9 protein-coding genes are annotated in these 17,719 nt (G+C 71.8%); 1 reads left to right on the forward strand and 8 read right to left on the reverse strand.

Annotation, left to right across the window (positions count from 1 at the left end; translation table 11 throughout):
• The coding region (locus ACH4DZ_RS36940; protein ID WP_398292826.1) for an alpha-1,4-glucan--maltose-1-phosphate maltosyltransferase at window positions 1-2,070 on the reverse strand (2,070 nt) is incomplete at its 3' end.
• Window positions 2,071-2,659: 589 nt separating this feature from the next.
• Here ACH4DZ_RS36940 and glgP point away from each other — a divergent pair.
• Entirely contained in the window at window positions 2,660-5,278 is a 2,619-nt protein-coding gene (gene glgP / locus ACH4DZ_RS36945) for an alpha-glucan family phosphorylase (RefSeq protein WP_398292828.1), read from the forward strand.
• Between the two features lie 47 nt (window positions 5,279-5,325).
• Here the strand turns inward: glgP and ACH4DZ_RS36950 are convergent, their stop codons facing one another.
• The 7 genes from ACH4DZ_RS36950 to ACH4DZ_RS36980 all read right to left on the reverse strand — a co-directional run bounded on the left by ACH4DZ_RS36950 (window position 5,326) and on the right by ACH4DZ_RS36980 (window position 17,619).
• A complete protein-coding gene (locus ACH4DZ_RS36950; protein WP_398292830.1) occupies window positions 5,326-5,832 on the reverse strand; it encodes a DUF1990 family protein in 507 nt (168 codons plus the stop codon).
• A 65-nt stretch (window positions 5,833-5,897) separates the two neighbouring features.
• Window positions 5,898-7,544 carry a M4 family metallopeptidase gene (locus ACH4DZ_RS36955; RefSeq protein WP_398292832.1) on the reverse strand — a complete coding sequence of 549 codons (1,647 nt, stop codon included), beginning with the start codon at window positions 7,542-7,544 and terminating at the stop codon, window positions 5,898-5,900.
• Between the two features lie 317 nt (window positions 7,545-7,861).
• A complete protein-coding gene (locus ACH4DZ_RS36960) occupies window positions 7,862-9,898 on the reverse strand; it encodes a M4 family metallopeptidase (RefSeq protein ID WP_398292834.1) in 2,037 nt (678 codons plus the stop codon).
• A gap of 251 nt (window positions 9,899-10,149) precedes the next feature.
• Window positions 10,150-11,979: an ABC transporter ATP-binding protein gene (locus ACH4DZ_RS36965; protein ID WP_398292836.1), complete on the reverse strand. Its 1,830-nt coding sequence runs from the start codon at window positions 11,977-11,979 to the stop codon at window positions 10,150-10,152.
• Complete coding sequence (locus ACH4DZ_RS36970; RefSeq protein ID WP_398293300.1) at window positions 11,976-13,763, reverse strand: ABC transporter ATP-binding protein; 1,788 nt, start codon at window positions 13,761-13,763, stop codon at window positions 11,976-11,978. Before ACH4DZ_RS36970 ends, ACH4DZ_RS36965 begins: the two co-directional genes overlap by 4 nt.
• Before the next feature lie 71 nt (window positions 13,764-13,834).
• The gene (locus ACH4DZ_RS36975) at window positions 13,835-15,712 is read right to left on the reverse strand and encodes an ABC transporter ATP-binding protein (RefSeq protein WP_398292838.1); all 1,878 of its coding nucleotides are present in this window, start codon (window positions 15,710-15,712) and stop codon (window positions 13,835-13,837) included.
• Entirely contained in the window at window positions 15,709-17,619 is a 1,911-nt protein-coding gene (locus ACH4DZ_RS36980) for an ABC transporter ATP-binding protein (protein WP_398292840.1), read from the reverse strand. The genes ACH4DZ_RS36975 and ACH4DZ_RS36980 overlap by 4 nt, the downstream gene beginning before the upstream one ends.
• Window positions 17,620-17,719 lie beyond the last annotated feature (100 nt).

Raw genomic sequence — 17,719 nt, forward strand, 5'->3', positions numbered from 1 at the left:
CGCGTGCCGGTCGAGGCCGAGTCGTGGCATGTCCAACGAGACCGTGGCTTCCTGGGTGTGGTGGGGGTCGAGGTTCACGACCACCAGAACCGTGTTCGATCCGCGTGCGTCCGTGGCCGACTTGGAGTACGCGAGCACTGTCTCCTTGTCCGTGTGATGGAAATGCAGGTCACGCAGTTGTCGAAGGGCGGGGCTGCGGCGCCTGATCGCATTGAGCGCGGCAATCAGAGGCGCGATGCTACGGCCTTCGCGTTCTGCCGACTCCCAGTCCCGTGGACGTAGTTGGTACTTCTCGGAGTTCAGGTATTCTTCGCTGCCGTCGCGCACCGGCACGCCTTCGCACAGCTCGAATCCGCTGTAGACACCCCAGGTCGGGGACAGTGTCGCGGCCAGCACCGCGCGCAGTTCGAAGGCGCCCCGGCCACCGTGCTGAAGGAACTCGTGCAGGATGTCGGGGGTGTTGACGAAGAAGTTGGGGCGCGTATGGGCCGCCGCCTCACCGGAGAGTTCGGTGAGGTATTCGGTCAGTTCCTCTTTGGTGTTGCGCCAGGTGAAATACGTGTAGGACTGCTGGAAACCGATCGCGCCGAGGGTGTTCATCATCGCCGGGCGGGTGAACGCCTCGGCCAGGAAGATCACATCGGGATCGGTGCGATTGATCTCCCCGATCACCTCTTCCCAGAAGATGACCGGTTTCGTATGCGGATTGTCGACACGGAAGATCCGCACGCCGTGGCTCATCCAGAACCGCAGCACCCTGAGCGTCTCCCGCACCAGGCCCGGCATGTCCCTGTCGAAGGCGATCGGATAGATGTCCTGGTACTTCTTCGGCGGGTTCTCCGCGTACGCGATCGTGCCGTCGGAGCGGTGGTGGAACCATTCCGGATGCTTCTCCACCCATGGATGGTCGGGTGAGCACTGGAGGGCGAAGTCGAGCGCGATCTCCAGGTCCAGTTCCGCCGCCCGGCGCACGAAGTCGTCGAAGTCGTCGATCGTGCCGAGGTCGGGGTGGACGGCGTCGTGCCCGCCCTCCGGCGAGCCGATCGCCCACGGCACCCCGACGTCGTACGGGCCGGGGTCGAGCGTGTTGTTGGGTCCCTTGCGGAAGGTCGTACCGATGGGGTGGATCGGCGGCAGATAGACGACGTCGAAACCCATGTCCGCGATCGCGGGCAGCCGCCGGGCCGCCGTCCGGAACGTGCCGCTGACCGGTGGCTTTCCGGGCTCCACCACCGCGCCCTCCGAGCGCGGGAAGAACTCGTACCAGGAGCCGAACAGCGCCCGTTCGCGCTCGACCTGGAGGTTCAGCGGGGCGGCGGCGGTGACCAGTTCACGCAAGGGGTGACGGGCGAGGACATGGTCCACGTCGGGGGTGAGCGCGGCGGCCAGCCGGGCCGCCGCGGGACGGCCGGTGTCGCGCAGGGCCTCCACGGCGGCGAGGATCGCCTGCCGCCGGCCCTTGCTCTTCGGCACCCCGGCCGCGGCGCGCTCGTACAGCAGCGCGCCCTCCTCCAGGACGAGCTCGGTGTCCATGCCCGCCGGGATCTTGATCCGGGCGTGGTGGCGCCAGGTGGTGATCGGATCGCCCCAGGCCTCCACGGTGTACGTCCAGAGGCCGGGCGCCGGTACGGAGACGGTGGCGCCCCAGCGGTCCGTGCCGGGGGCGAGTTCGCGCAGCGGTGTCCAGGGGCCCGTGCGGCCCTCGGGGCCGCGCAGCACGACGTTCGCGGCGACCGCGTCGTGGCCCTCCCGGAAGACCGTCGCGGAGATCTCGAAGGACTCTCCCACCACGGCCTTGGCGGGGCGCAGGCCACCCGCGACGAGAGGACGTACGTCCAGGACGGGGATGCGGCCGATCACGGGGGCACTCAAGGAGGCACTTTCGGGGGTGGTGGTGGCGGAGGCGGCGGGCGCGGCGGGCGCGGCCTGCTCGGCGCCGGAGGCCGTGGGCTCGGCCGGACCGACCGGATCGGCCTGACCGGCGGGGCTGTCTGCTTTCTCCCCCGGATCCGGGGGTGGTGTCGTGCGGGGCGTCGGGGGTGGTGACGACTGGTGGTGCATGGCGGGCATGACCGCTCCTGTCCGCGTCAACGTGGGTGGGCGGATGAGAGTGTGGGGAGGTGGTTCCTGCTGTGCGTTACCGCTGGAGCCTTCCCTCCCCTTTCGGGTAGGCAATCCGGCACTTTGTTAACTACTCGCGCGTATGTCCACACACAAGACCGGCCCCGACCGCTGGGAATCCGCCACTGATCTGCAAAGCGTCCACTGATCCGTGAAGCATCTACCCGGGATTCGCGGGACGAGACCGGTCTGTGAATGTGTACTTGGTCAAGGGTTGCCGACCTGCGGGAGCCTGTGCGCGGCAGCCTCTCGTGCGGCGCGAACCCCCACAAGGCCGCACGCCGGTACGGAATCGGCCATATCGCCCCCGCCCCCGCACGGAAGGCCGCGCCCCGAAAGGGGCGCGGGGAACTGCGCGCCCAGCCCCCACCGAACCCGCACTTCGGCCACGGCACGCCCGGCGGAACACCCCGCGGAACATCCCCCGGTGCACCCCGCGCAGCGCCGCGCGCCGTGGTTGTGGAGCAACCGCGCCGCTACCGTCGTGGGTGACGTCCGTACGTCCTTGGCGATACGCCCTTTGTGAAGGTGGAAGCTCGTGAAGGCCATCCGCAGGTTCACCGTGCGTCCCGTACTCCCGGAAGCCCTCCACCCCCTCAGCGATCTGGCGCGCAACCTGCGCTGGTCCTGGCATGCCGAGACCCGTGACCTCTTCCAGTCCGTGGACCCCGAGCGCTGGAGCGCCGCCGGCTGCGATCCGGTACGGCTCCTCGGGAGCGTGTCGTCCGGGCGGCTGGCCCAGCTGTCCGGCGACCGAAGGTTCCTGAGGCGGCTGGCCGCGGCCTCCGACGATCTCAACGACTACGTGACGGGGGACCGCTGGTACCAGTCCCAGCCGTCCGCACTCCCCGACGCCATCGCCTACTTCTCACCCGAGTTCGGCATCACCGCCGCGCTGCCGCAGTACTCCGGAGGCCTCGGCATCCTCGCCGGGGACCACCTCAAGGCGGCCAGCGACCTCGGCGTACCCCTGATCGGTGTCGGACTGCTGTACCGGCACGGCTACTTCCGGCAGTCCCTGTCCCGCGACGGCTGGCAGCAGGAGCACTATCCGGTCCTGGACCCCAACGAACTGCCCGTCTCCCTGCTGCGCGAACCCGACGGCACCCCCTCCCAGGTCTCCCTGGCCCTTCCCGGCGGTACGGCCCTGCACGCGAGGATCTGGCTGGCCCAGGTCGGCCGGGTCCCGCTGCTGCTGCTGGACTCCGACGTCGAGGAGAACGACCTCGGCGAGCGCGGTGTCACCGACCGGCTCTACGGCGGCGGCAGCGAGCACCGGCTGCTCCAGGAGATGCTGCTCGGCATCGGCGGCGTGCGGGCCGTGCGGACGTACTGCAGGCTCACCGGCCACGCGCGGCCCGAGGTGTTCCACACGAACGAGGGCCACGCGGGCTTCCTCGGCCTGGAGCGCATCCACGAACTGTCCTACGAGGACCTCGACTTCGAGGCCGCCCTGGAGGCCGTCAGGGCCGGGACCGTCTTCACGACCCACACCCCCGTGCCCGCCGGCATCGACCGCTTCGACCGTGAGCTGGTGGCCCGCCACTTCGGCCCCGACGCGGAACTCCCGCGCGTCGACGTCGAACACATCCTGCGCCTCGGCCTGGAGACCTACCCGGGCGGTGAGCCGAACCTCTTCAACATGGCCGTGATGGGACTGCGGCTGGGCCAGCGCGCGAACGGCGTCTCCCTCCTGCACGGCCAGGTCAGCCGGGAGATGTTCGCGGGGCTCTGGCCCGGCTTCGACCCCGCCGAGGTCCCCATCACCTCCGTGACGAACGGCGTCCACGCCCCCACCTGGGTGGCCCCCGAGGTGTTCCGGCTCGGCGCCCGGCAGATCGGCGCGCAGCGCACCGAGGACGCCCTCACCGTCGGCGGTTCCGAGACCTGGGACGCCGTCGCCGACATCCCCGACCAGGACATCTGGGAGCTGCGGCGCTCCCTGCGCGAGCAACTGGTGGCCGAGGTACGGGAGCGGCTGTACGCGTCCTGGCGGCAGCGGGGCGCGGGGACGGCCGAACTGGGCTGGATCGACGGCGTACTCGACCCGGACGTCCTGACGATCGGCTTCGCCCGCCGCGTCCCCTCCTACAAACGCCTGACGCTGATGCTGCGGGACCGCGACCGGCTCATGGACCTGCTGCTGCACTCCGAGCGGCCCGTCCAGATCGTGGTGGCGGGCAAGGCCCACCCGGCCGACGACGGCGGCAAACGCCTCGTACAGGAACTGGTGCGCTTCGCCGACGACCCGCGCGTACGCCACCGGATCGTCTTCCTCCCCGACTACGGCATGGCGATGGCGCAGAAGCTGTACCCCGGCTGCGACATCTGGCTCAACAACCCGCTGCGCCCCCTGGAGGCGTGCGGTACGTCGGGCATGAAGGCCGCGCTGAACGGCTGCCTCAACCTGTCGGTCCTGGACGGCTGGTGGGACGAATGGTTCCGGCCGGACTTCGGCTGGGCGATCCCCACGGCGGACGGCACCGCGGTCGACGACGACCGCCGCGACGAACTGGAGGCCGGCGCGCTCTACGACCTGCTGGAACAGCGGGTGGCCCCGCGCTTCTACGAACTCGGGCAGGCCGGCCTGCCCGACCGCTGGATCGAGATGGTCCGCCAGACCCTGTCCCACCTGGGCCCGAAGCTGCTGGCGGGCCGTATGGTCCGCGAGTACGTCGAACGCCTCTACACCCCGGCGGCCCTGGCCCACCGCTCCATGGACCACCCCGCCGCGAGGGAGCTGGCGGTGTGGAAGTCCCGGGTGCGGGCGGCCTGGCCGCACATCACGGTCGACCATGTCGAGACGACCGCCGCGACCGCCACGGCCGAACTGGGCTCGACGCTGTCCCTGCGGGTCCTCGTCGGCCTCGGCGACCTGGCTCCGGACGACGTCGAGGTCCAGGCGGTCTCGGGGCGCGTCGACTCCGAGGACCGCATCACGGACGGCACGACGTTCCCGCTGAAACCGGCGGGCGGCCCGGACGCGGAGGGCCGCCGGCTCTACGAGGGCCCGCTCTCCCTCGATCGCACGGGCCCCTTCGGCTACACGGTCCGCATCCTCCCGGCCCACCGACTGCTCGCCTCCAACGCGGAACTGGGCCTGGTGGCGGTCCCCGCGGAGGAGCTGGTGGAGGGGGCGGGGGTGCTCATGCGGTGAGGTGAGGGGAGGGGAGGCGGCGGGCGGCGGGGCGAGGCGGCCGGGTGCTACGCCTCGTCGAACTCCGCGCACATCCTCCGCAGCACCGCCCCGCACCGGCGCGCGTACGCGTGCTGCAGGCCGCGGGTGGCCGGGCCGCCCGCGCGGGTGTACCACTTCGCCGGGCGGCTGAAGGCGGTCACGGTCAGCCAGACCGTGCCGTCGCCCGTGCGGTCGACCACGAACGCCTCCTCGCCGGACTCCGGATGGCCGGGGAGGGTGCCGTAGGCCCAGCCGGCGCGACGGGGTTCGCCGAGGGTCCAGACCACGCGGCAGGGCGCCTGGATGAAGGACCCCAGGCCGACCGTCACGTCGACGCCCGGGGCGGCCTCGGCGGCGTCCGTCGTGATGGTGACACCGGCCGCCTTGTGGAGTTCCCAGGTCATGACCGCCTGGGAGGCCTTCTCGAAGACCTCGTGGCCCTCACCTATGCGGGTGCGGACGTGCAGGGGGTGGAAGCCGGGTGGGCACCGGCCGTCGCGGGTCGCGCCCACATCCTCGTACGTGAAGGGCATGGGAACCAAGAGTAGGGCGGTACCCGGGACCGACCTCGTCCCGGGTACCGCCCGCGTGTGGAGCGTTACGCGACGTTCACGCCGGACCAGGCCGCCGCCACCGCCTTGTACTCGGTGCTCGTCGAGCCGTACAGCGCCGACGCCGCGCTCAGCGTCGCCGTACGGGCGCCCGCGTACTTCGTCGTGGACGTCATGTACTCGGTGAGCGCCTTGTACCAGATCTTGACGGCCTTGTCGCGGCCGATGCCGGTGAGCGTCGTGCCGTTGGACGTCGTGGAGTTGTAGCTGACTCCGTTGATCGTCTTGGCGCCGCTGCCCTCCGAGAGGAGGTAGAAGAAGTGGTTCGCCGGACCGGAGGAGTAGTGGACGTCCACCGAGCCGAGGCTGGACGACCAGCTGTCCTTGGACGCGCCGTCCTTGCTCGGCTTGTCCATGTAGCGCAGCGGGGTGCCGTTGCCGTTGATGTCGATCTTCTCGCCGATGAGGTAGTCGCCGACGTCGGTGGTGCTGGCCGCGTAGAACTCGACCGCCGTGCCGAAGATGTCGGAGGTGGCCTCGTTCAGACCGCCCGACTCACCGCTGTAGTTGAGGCCGGCGGTGTTCGCGGTCACGCCGTGGCTCATCTCGTGGCCCGCGACGTCCAGCGAGGTGAGCGGCTTGACGCTGCCCGAGCCGTCGCCGTACGTCATGCAGAAGCAGGAGTCCTGCCAGAAGGCGTTGACGTACGCCGTGCTGTAGTGGACGCGGGAGTAGGCCGCGACGCCGTTGTTCTTGATGCCGGTGCGGCCGAGCACGTTCTTGTAGAAGTCCCAGGTGACCTGGGCGCCGTAGTGCGCGTCGACCGCGGCGGTCTGGGTGTTGGACGCCGCGCCCGTGCCCCAGGTGTCGTCCGCGTCGGTGAACAGGGTGCCGGTGCCGGAGGTGCCCTTGTTCAGGTTGTACGTCTTGTGCGAGCCCCTGGACGTGTCGTTGAGCTGGTACGTCGAGCCCGACAGCGAGGTGCCGATGGTGACCTTGCCGGAGTACTGGCTGTTGCCGATACCGGTCTTGACCGCCTCCCACTCGTACAGCTTCTTGCCCGACTCGGCGTCGGTGACGACGTGCAGCTCCTGCGGGGTGCCGTCGTGCTGGAAGCCGCCGACGACCGTCTCGTAGGCCAGGACCGGCTTGCCGTCGGCCGCCCAGACGACCTTGCGGGGCGCCTTGTCGGCGGCCGACTTCTTGCTGCCCTCGGCCTTCGCGGCCGACACGGCCTGCTTCTCGGCCGCCGACTTGGCGATGGACGGGGTGACGTCCGCGACCTTGACGGTGGCCTTGGTCGCCTTGGTCACGCCCGTGGTCTTCCCGGCCTTGGTCTCGTGGACGACCAGGTCGCCGCCGAGGACCGGGAGTCCCGCGTAGGTGCGCTCGTAACGGGTGTGGGTCGTGCCGTCGGCGTCCTTCAGGACGTCTCTGACGACCAGCTTCTCGTCGGCGCCGAGACCTATCTCGTCGGCGGTCTCCGTGGTGGCGGCGTCGGCCTTCGCGATGAGGCTCGTACGGGCCGCGGGGGTGAGCTGGACCGGCGCCGCGGCGAGGGTCGTGTCGGACTTCTCCACCGGGGTCTGGGCGGAGGCACCGGTGGTCAGACCGGTGGTGAGGAGAGCACCGGCCGCGACAGCGGTGGCGATGGCGAGGGTGGTGCGGTTGCGACGCGCGTAGAGGGGGGTCACACAAGCTCCTTCGTGGGGGGTGTCCGACCGGTATGGGGAAGCGGTCGGGCTGCTGTGAAGTTGCGGTGCGGGTGTGCCTGCCGTGCGAGGTGAACAGTGCCAGTTGGGTCGCGTACATGTCAGCGGGGCAAAGAGAGGTTGGCCGGAAATCGTCCGCTGCCCGAAGATCGGCGTACGCATTGCGGACTTGATCGCCCGCAAAGGCCCGGCAATGGAACCGGAAGCACTGGGCAAGGCGGCGGCAAAGCAGGAGCAAAGAGGATGCCGTCCCGGGACTCGGATCCCGGGACGGCACCCCGTGGGCCGGGGTCGCGCGGCTAGCTCTGGGGGAAGGTGATCTTCCAGCCGTTGATCCTGCCGACGTCCTGCGCCGCCTGGTCCTGGACCTTCAACTGCCAGGTTCCGTTGGCGACTTCGGTCGAGGCGTTGACCGTGTAGGGCTCGGTGACGTTGTCCGCCGAGTCCGAGGAGCTGAACGGCTTGAGGCGGTACGACGAGCCGTCGGGGGCCACCAGGTCGACGACCAGGTCACCGCGCCAGGTGTGGGTGATGTTCGGCGTCACGATCAAGTTGGAGGGGGCGTTTCCGGCCTGGCCGGAAACAGTTATCGAGGAGGTGACGGCGGCTCCGTTGTCCGGAATCGATACCGCGGTCGTGGTCTCGAAGGACGTGCCGCCGCCCCCGCCGCCGGGCCGGGCGCCGACGTTGATGCCCGCCCAGGCGTTCTGCACGGCCGTGTACTCGGCACTGGTGGTGCCGTACAGCTCGCCCGCGACCGCGAGCGTTCCGGTGCGCGCCGCCGCGTAGTTGGTCGTGGTGGTGAACTTGGTGGTGAGCGCCTTGAACCAGATCAGCGCGGCCTTCTCGCGGCCGATACCGGTGACCGGCAGGCCGTCGGAGGTCGGCGAGTCGTACGCGACGCCGTTCACGGTCTTGGCGCCGCTGCCCTCGCTGAGCAGGTAGAAGAAGTGGTTCGCCGGGCCGGAGGAGTAGTGCACGTCCACCGAGCCGATGCCCGAGTACCAGCTGTCCTTGGACGCGCCGTCCTTGCTCGGCTTGTCCATGTACCGCAGCGGCGTGCCGTTGCCGTTGATGTCGATCTTCTCGCCGACCAGGTAGTCGCCCACGTCGGAGCTGTTGCCGGCGTAGAACTCGACGGCCGCCGCGAAGATGTCGGAGGTCGCCTCGTTCAGGCCGCCCGACTCCCCGCTGTAGACCAGTCCCGCGGTGTTCGCGGTCACGCCGTGCGTCATCTCGTGCGCAGCCACGTCGATCGACGTGAGCGGTTTGGCGTTGCCCGACCCGTCGCCGTACGTCATGCAGAAGCAGGAGTCCTGCCAGAAGGCGTTGACGTAGTTGTTGCCGTAGTGGACGCGGGAGTACGCGCCGACGCCGTCACCGCGGATACCCGTGCGGCCCTGGACGTTCTTGTAGTAGTCCCAGGTGAGCGCGGCCCCGTAGTGGGCGTCCGCGGCGGCCGTCTCGGTGTTCGAGGCGGCGCCGTTGCCCCACACGTCGTCCGGGCCCGAGAAGAGCGTGCCGGTGCCGGACGTACCGCGGTTCAGGTTGTTCGTCCTGTGGTTGCCCCGCGTGGTGTCCGTGAGGTTGTACGTCGACCCGGACTGCGCGCTGCCGAGCGTCACCGAGCCGCTGTACTGGGTGTTGCCGGTGCCGTTCTCGACGCCCTGGTACTCGAAGAGCTTCTTGCCGGTGGCCGCGTCCGTGATGACGTGCAGCTCGTTCGGGGTGCCGTCGTGCTGGAGGCCGCCGACGACCGTCTCGTACGCGAGAGTCGGCTTGCCGCCCGCGGCCCAGATCACCTTGCGGGCGCCGTCGGCCTCGGTCCTCTTCGAGCCCTCCGCGGAGGCGGCCGTCAGTGCCTGCTTCTCGGCGACCGCCGGCTTCACGGCGGCGCTGGTGGTGAGCCCCGTGAGCCGGGCCTTCACCGCCCGGGTGACGCCCTCCGTCCTCCCCGACTTCGCGGTGTCGACCACCAGGTCGCCGCCGAGGACCGGGAGTCCGGCGTAGGTGCGCTCGTAGCGCGTGTGGACCGTGCCGTCCGCGTCCTTGACGACGTCACGGACGACCAGCTTCTCCTTGGCGCCCAGGCCGAGTTCCGCCGCGGTGTCCGTCTTCGCGGAGTCGGCGTCGCGGATCAGCGCGGCGCGCTGGGCGGGGGAGAGCTTGACGGACAGGGACCCCTTGTCGAGCTTGCCCGGGGCGGGTGGGGCGTCCGCGGTCGCGGCGCCCGTCTGGACGGCCGCGGCGAGCAGGGCGGCGACGGCGACGAGCGCGCCGGCCGCAGCCTTGCGGGGGACGGAGCGGGCGGTGGGTCTGTGGGAGGTGCGCTTCAACACGGACTCCTTCTGCGTGGCCACGAACGCGTGGCCAGGGGGGACCGGACGGTCGAGAGCCGTCCGGGCAGAACAAGACGGAACGCAGAACCACGTGCGGGTGGGGCCACTTGCGTGCAGAGCCGAGCACCACGCCACAGCGATTTCTGTGAGGTTGCTGTGAGGTGGTCGTGGGAAGAGTGGCAGGAAATTGGCACATCTGTCAGGGGCGCGACAGGAAGTTGGCCGGAAAGCCTCCGTTGTCCGGAGGGTCATGTTCGGTATGCGGACCGTTCGCCGTGCCACGAGTGCCACAGAGCCGCGTAGGCGCCGCCGGCCGCCACGAGGCCTTCGTGCGTGCCGAGTTCGGTCAGCCGTCCCTCCTCCATCACGGCCACCCGGTCCGCGTCGTGCGCGGTGTGCAGCCGGTGCGCGATGGCGATGACGGTGCGCCCTTCGAGCACGGCGGCCAGCGCGCGCTCCGTGTGGCGCGCGGTGGCCGGGTCGAGCAGCGCCGTGGCCTCGTCGAGGATCAGGGTGTGCGGGTCGGCCAGCACCACCCGGGCCAGCGCCAGCTGCTGGGCCCGGGAGCCGTCCGCGACGGGCGCGCCTCCCGGCGGCCGGGCGTGGTCGACGGCCGGGGGACCGCCGCCGGGACCCAGCTCCGTGTCGAGCCCGTCCGGCAGTTCCCGGACCCAGTCGTCGGCGCCCACCGCCGCGAGCGCCGCCCACAACGCGGCGTCGTCGGCGGCCGGATCGGCGATCAACAGGTTGTCGCGGACCGTGCCCAGGAACACGTGGTGCTCCTGGGTGACGAGCACGACCTGCCGCCGCAGCTGCTCCGGGTCCAGGCCGGCGATCGGCACCCCGCCGACCGTCACCGTGCCGGAGCCCGGCACGTCGACGCCCGCGAGCAGCCGGCTCAGGGTCGTCTTCCCGGCGCCGGAGGGCCCCACGACGGCCAGCCGCTCCCCGGGCCGCACGGTCAGGTCGACCCCGCGCAGCACCTCGCCGCCGCGGTCGTACGCGTAACGCACCCCCCGTACGTCGATGCGGTCGTCCGCCGGGGCGGGGGACTTCGACGGCGACGGCACTTGCGACGGCGACCCCGCGGGTCCGGTGCGCGGGGCCCGGCCGAGGCCCTCCACCCGCGCGAACGAGGCGCCGCTGCTCTGCAGTTGCTCCACCCGCATCAGGATCGTGTCGAGCGGCGACTCCAACTGGCGCAGATACAGGGCCGCCGCGACCACGGCGCCCACGCTCATCGTGCCCCGCGCGTGCAGGGTTCCGCCCACCATCAGGACGACGGCCACGGGCAGGACGTTCGAGACCTCCACGGTCAGGAAGAACACGGACCGCAGGTTCAGCGTGCGCATACGGGTGCGGCGGGACGTGTCGAGGGCGTCCCGGCTCGCGGCGACGCGCCGCCGCTGCAGCCCGAACGCCTCGACCGTGCGCGCGCCGGCCGTGGTGGCCGAGACGATCTCGGCGACCTCCGAGGTGGCGGCGCCCTCGGCGAGGTAGGCGGGCCGCGCCCGGCGCAGGTACCACCGCAGGGCGAACCAGATACCGGCCTGGGCGAGCACCGCGCAGACGCCCAGCAGCGGATCGAGCAGGAAGACCGCGCCGATGAGGAACAGCGCCTGCACCGAGGAGATCAGCAGTTCGGGCCCCGCGTCGCGCAGGGTCGTGCCCACCGCGGCGACGTCGGCGGTGCCGCGGGCCGTCAGATCGCCGGTGCCCGCCCGCTCCACCACGGACGCGGGCAGTGCCAGCGCCCGGTCGACGAACTCCTCGCGTACCCGCGCCAGGGTCCGCTCCCCGAACCGGTGCCCCACGAACTGGGCGGCCCGCGCCAGCAGCAACTGGGCGGGCGCGCACACCAGGATGACGAGCGCCAGCCGGTCCACGACGGCGACCCCGGCGCCCGCCCTGACCTCGTCGACGATGCGGCCGAGCAGCCACGGGCCGGCCAGACCGGCAGCGGCGGCCAGCGCGTTCAGGACGAGCACGGCGGCGAAGGCACGGCCGTCCGCGCGGATCAGCCGGGCCGCGGCGGCGCGCACGTCGGCCGGTTCGGCGACCGGCAGCTGCGTGCTCACCGCACGGCCCCTTCCGTCTCTTCCGCGTCGCGGGCCACCAGCGCCCGGTACCCCGGCTCCCTTTCGAGGAGTTCGCGATGTCCGCCGACGGCCGCGACCTCGCCGTCGACCAGGTAGTACACGGTGTCCACCTGATCGAGCACCAGCGGCGAGGTGCTGGTGACGAGGGTCGTGCGGCCCGCGCGCTCCGCGCGCAGCCGGGCGGCGACCGCGGCCTCGGTGTGCGCGTCGAGCGCCGAGGTGGGCTCGACCGCGAGCAGCACCTCCGGGTCGGCCAGCAGGGCCCGCGCCAGGCGTACACGCTGCCGCTGGCCTCCGGAGAGGCTGCGGCCCTGCGCGTCCACGGCCGAGTCGAGCCCGTCGGGCAGCCCGAGCACGATGTCGTCCGCGACGGCCGCGTGCACGGCCCTGCCGACGGCCGTGTCGTCCGTACCGTCCTGGTCCAGGCGGCCGGCGAGCAGCTCGCGCAGGGTGCCCGCGAACAGGTCGGCCTCGTTGTCGGCGACCAGGACGCGCTCCCGTATCCGCGGCAGGGGGATCGCGTCGAGCCGTACGCCGCCCCAGGTGGCCGCCGACCCGGTGTACCGGCCGAGCCGGTCGACCACGGCGGCGGACTCCGCCGGACGGGCACCGACCAGCGCGGTCAGCGAGCCCGCCACCACGCGGACACCGGACTGCGGATCGTGCAGCACCGAGGGCTCCGCCGGGGCGTCTAGAGGGAGGTGTGCGGCGGGGTCCGCGGGGGAGTCCTTCGCCGGGTCCGCGGGGAAGCCGTCCGACATCAGGGGCTCCAGGGCCAGGAAGCGTACGACGCGTCGGGCGGCCACCACGCCCCGGCTGATCTGGTAGCCGCACTCGACGAAGAACGCCACCGGGCCCACGAGGACCGCGGCATAGCCGTACACGGCCACCAGCTCGCCGACGGTCAGCGAGCCCTGGGCGGCGAGCCGGGCCGCCAGCCAGGTCACGACGGCCAGGAACACCGTCGGCAGCCCCACACCGAGCGCCTGGAGCCAACTCGTCACGGCCCCGACCCGGTACCCCTGTTCCCGCAGCAGTTGCGAGTCCCGGCGGAAGGCGTCGGCGAACAGCCCCTTCCCGCCGAGGCCGTTGAGAACCCGCAGTCCGCCCGCGAGATCCCCGATCCGCGCGGTCAGCGTGCCCTGCCGCTCGCGGTACTCCGTCTCCACGCTCCGCAGCCGCCCCATCAGGGGACCGACGAGTACGACGATCACCGGGATGCCGACCAGGACCACCGCGGCCAGCGGCGGCGAGACCGACAGCAGCAGCCCGGCCACGACGACATAGGCGGCGACCGAGCCGACGCCGGGCCCCACGACGGTCAGGGCGCCGCTGATCGTCAGCACGTCGCCGACACCGATCGTGACGACCTCGCCGGTCCCCGTCTGCCGGGACAGCCCGGCGCCCAGCCGGGTCGCCTGCCCCACCACGAGCTTCACCGAACGGAAGTTGGCGTCCATCCGGACCTTGGTCATCGTGCGGTGGCGCAGGACGCCCACCACGGCGTTGAACACCCCGAGGCCCAGCAGCGCGGCGCACCAGCCGGCCAGCGCGGCCAGGTCGCCCGGCTCCAGCCCGTCGTCGATCGCCCGGGACAGCAGATACGGCGTCAGCGCGATGAGCACCAGCCAGGTGGTGGCCAGCACCGCGCCCGCCGCGGACCGCCCCGGCTGCCGGGTGACCAGCCACCACAGATACCGGCCGCCGCCGCGGAGGTCGGGCACGCCGGGATCCTCGTACGCGAAGCGCTCCAGGCGGCCCATCCGCTTCGGGCGCTCCCGCTGCGGGCTCTCGCGCTCCGGGGCCGCCCGCTCCGGGCCCGCCCGCCTCAGGGTCACTCGGCGTGCCCCCGCACGAGGCTGTCCCGCCAGGCCCGGTGCAGGTCCGCGAACCGGCCCGTGTCCGTGACGAGACGGTCGGGGCTGCCGTCCTCGACGATGCGGCCGTGCTCCATGACGAGGACCCGGTCGGCGATCTCGACCGTCGACAGACGGTGGGCGATGACCACCGCCGTACGGCCGCGCAGGACCGTGTGCATGGCCCGCTGGACGGCCCGTTCGCCCGGCACGTCCAGCGAACTGGTGGCCTCGTCGAGGATCAGGACCGCCGGGTCGGCCAGCAACGCCCGCGCGAACGCCACCAGTTGGCGCTGACCGGCCGAGATGCGCCCGCCCCTCTTGCGTACGTCCGTGTCGTAGCCGTCCGGCAGGGAGCTGATGAAGTCATGGGCGCCGATGGCCTTCGCGGCCCGCTCGATGTCCTCGCGGGAGGCGTCGGGGCGGCCGATGGCGATGTTCTCGGCGACCGTGCCGGAGAACAGGAAGGCCTCCTGCGTCACCATCACCACACCGCGCCGCAGCTCGGGCACGGACAGCTCGCGCACATCCACGCCGTCGAGGAGGACCCGGCCGGTCGTGGGGTCGTAGAAGCGGGCCAGGAGCTTGGCGAGCGTCGACTTGCCCGCGCCCGTCGAGCCGACCACGGCGACGGTCTGGCCCGCCGGCAGCGTCAGCGAGAAGGACGGCAGCACCTCGCCCCCCGTCCGGTACGCGAACCGCACGTCCTCGAACACGACCTCCCGGCCCGGCAGTTCGGAGGCGAGCGCGGGCAGCTCACGCGGCTGCGACGGCTCCGGCACCGAGGGGACCTGGGCCAGCAGACCCGCGATCTTCTCCATCGAGGCCGCCGCCGACTGGTACGAGTTGAGGAACATGCCGAGCCGGTCGATCGGGTCGTACAGACGCCGCAGGTAGAGCACCGCGGCGGCCAGCACGCCCAGCGCGAGCGAACCGGACGCCACCCGGTACGCGCCCCACAGCACTATTCCCGCGACCGCCGTGTTGGCGACCAGCCGGGAGCCGACGACATAGCGGGCCATCTCCAGGATGGCGTCGCCGTTGACACGCTCGTGGCGGCTGTTGAGCGCGTGGAAGGCCGAGTCGTTGACGGCCTCGCGGCGGAAGGCGCGCACCGGCCTGATGCCGTTCATCGTCTCCGCGAACTTCACGATCACCGCGGCGATGGCGGTCGACCGGACGGCGAAGACGCGCCCGGCGCGGCGCCGGTAGAGCCGGATGAGGAGGAACAGCGGCACGAACGACGCGACGGCGACCGCGCCGAGGCCCAGGTCCAGCCAGAGCAGCATCGTGGAGATGTAGACGAACGACAGGATGACGGTGATGAGCTCCTGGAGGCCCTCACTGAGCAGTTCGCGCAGCGACTCGACGTCCGTCGTGGAGCGCGAGATGAGCCGGCCCGAGGTGTAGCGCTCGTGGAAGTCGACGCTGAGCGCCTGCGCGTGCCGGAAGATCCTGCCGCGCAGGTCCAGCAGGACGTCCTGGTTGACGCGGGCCGAGGTGAGGACGAAGCAGTACTGGAGGGCGCCGGCCGCCACCGAGCACAGCGCGTACGCGGCCGCCACCGCGAGCAGCGGGCCGTGGTCGTCGGCGCGGAAGGCCGGTACGGCACGGTCGATCGCGTACGCCACGAGCATCGGGCCCGCCTGCACCGCCGCCTGCTGGAGCAGCAGGAGGACGGCCGCGAGGACCACGCGGGCCCTCATGGGCGCGAGCAGGGAGCGCAGGAGGGTGGACGTGGCGCGCGGGGGAGCGGGCAGGGCGTCGCGGTCGAAGAGATCGCCGTCCTCGGGCGGCGGGTCCGCCGGCCGCGTCGCGTCGCCGGGTGCCGGCGCGGTGGTCGTGGGCGCCGTCATCGGTTCTCCCTCTCGGTCGTCTCTGTCCTTCCCGACATCAGCCAGGCGTACTCCGCGCTCGTACGCAGCAGTTGGTGGTGGGTGCCCACGGCGGTGACACGGCCCCCGGAGAGCAGGGCGACGCGGTCGGCGAGCAGGACCGTGGACGGGCGGTGGGCCACGACCAGGGCGGTCGTCCCGGCGAGGACGCGGCGCAGGGCCGCTTCGACCAGGGCCTCCGTGTGGACGTCCAGGGCGGACAGCGGATCGTCCAGGACGAGGAAGCGGGGGTTGCCGACGACCGCTCTCGCCAGGGCCAGGCGCTGGCGCTGGCCGCCGGAGAGGCTGAGGCCCTGCTCGCCGACCTGGGTGTCCGTCCCGTGGGGCAGCGCGTGGACGAAGTCGGCCTGCGCGACGGCCAGGGCGCGGGCCAGATCGGCGTCGCCCGCGGTGTCCGGCGCCCCCATGAGGACGTTCTCGCCGACCCCGGCGGAGAAGAGGGTGGGCTCCTCGAAGGCGACGGCCACGAGGGCGCGCAGTTCCTCCCTGGGCATCCCGGTGATGTCCACGCCGTCCAGGGTGATCCGGCCCGCGGTGACCTCGTGCAGCCGGGGAACGAGCGCGGTGAGCGTGGTCTTGCCGGAGCCCGTGCCGCCCACGAGGGCCATGGTCTCGCCGTGGCGGATGTGCAGATCGATCCCGTCGAGCACGGGAACGCTGCCGCTCTCGGCATCGGGATACCGGAACCGCACCCCTTCGAACCGAAGCCCGCCGTGACCACCGTGCCGGTCCCCGCCGGTTCCGGTCCCCGTGCCGGTAGCCGATGCCCCGCCGCCCGCACGCACCTCGGTCGGCTCCGGCCCGGACGCCGGTGCTGCCCCGGACGTCGGTCTGGCCCCGGAATCCGTCTCCGGGGCCGCGTCCATGACCTCGAAGTAGCGTTCCGTGGCCGTTGCCGCCTCCTGGCTCATGGCCAGCAGGAAGCCGATCGACTCGACGGGCCAGCGCAGGGCGAGGGCCGTGGAGAGGAACGCGACCAGCGTGCCGGCCGACAGGGAGCCGTCGGCCACCTGCACCGTGCCGAGCACGAGCGCGGCGCCGATGGCGAGTTCGGGCAGCGTCGTGATCGCGGCGAAGATGCCGGCGAGCAGGCGCGCCTTCGCCAGTTCCGTGCCGCGCAGGGTCCGGGAGAGCTCCCGGAAGGCGAGCGCCTGGCTGCGGTGGCGGCCGAACCCCTTGATGATCCGGATGCCCAGCACGCTCTCCTCGACGAGCGTCGTCAGGTCGCCGACCTGGTCCTGCGCCTGCCGCGCCACCCGCGAGTACCGCTTCTCGAACAGCCAGCAGACGATCATCACCGGCAGGGCCGGCGCGAGCAGGACCAGGCCCAGCGTCCAGTCCTGGGCCAGCATGATGAGGACACCCACGAGGATCGTCACCGAGTTGACCAGCAGGAACGTCAGCGGGAACGCGAGGAACATCCGCAGCAGCATCAGATCCGTCGTACCCCGCGACAGCAACTGCCCCGACGGCCAGCGGTCGTGGAAGGCGATGGGCAGCCGCTGCAGATGCCGGTACAGATCGGCCCGCATCGCCGCCTCGACCCCGGCGAGCGGCCGGGCGACCAGCCACCGCCGGAGTCCGAAGAGCACCGCCTCCACGACCCCGAGCAGCAGCAGGTACAGCGCTCCGAGCCACACCCCGCCCGTGCTCCGGTCGGCCACCGGCCCGTCCACGATCCACTTCAGGACGAGCGGGATCACCAGACCCGTACAGGAGGCGACGACCGCGACGACGGCCGCGACGGCCAGCCGTCCGCGTACGGGCTTCACGTACGGCCACAGCCGCAGCAGGCCGCGCACGGCGGAACGGCTCTCGGCGGACTCTGTCTTCTCGGTTCCCTCGGCGGGCGCAGGTGTGGTTGGCATCAGCAGCGAGCCTACGTTTCGGCACTGACAACACCCAGCGAGTTTTGGCCGGTCCAGGGGCCGGGAGGCAGGGCTGGGAGCCGGAGCCGGAGCCGGAGCT

The sequence above is a fragment of the Streptomyces sp. NPDC017991 genome (assembly GCF_044328075.1).
GTDB lineage: Bacteria > Actinomycetota > Actinomycetes > Streptomycetales > Streptomycetaceae > Streptomyces.

What these genes read in the sequence shown, in the direction of transcription:
- ACH4DZ_RS36950 (WP_398292830.1), bottom strand. Translation starts at nt 5,832, where the DNA reads ATGCCCTTCACGTACGAGGATGTGGGCGCGACCCGCGACGGCCGGTGC.
- ACH4DZ_RS36970 (WP_398293300.1), bottom strand. Translation starts at nt 13,763, where the DNA reads ATGGGCCGCCTGGAGCGCTTCGCGTACGAGGATCCCGGCGTGCCCGAC.
- ACH4DZ_RS36975 (WP_398292838.1), bottom strand. Translation starts at nt 15,712, where the DNA reads ATGACGGCGCCCACGACCACCGCGCCGGCACCCGGCGACGCGACGCGG.
- ACH4DZ_RS36980 (WP_398292840.1), bottom strand. Translation starts at nt 17,619, where the DNA reads ATGCCAACCACACCTGCGCCCGCCGAGGGAACCGAGAAGACAGAGTCC.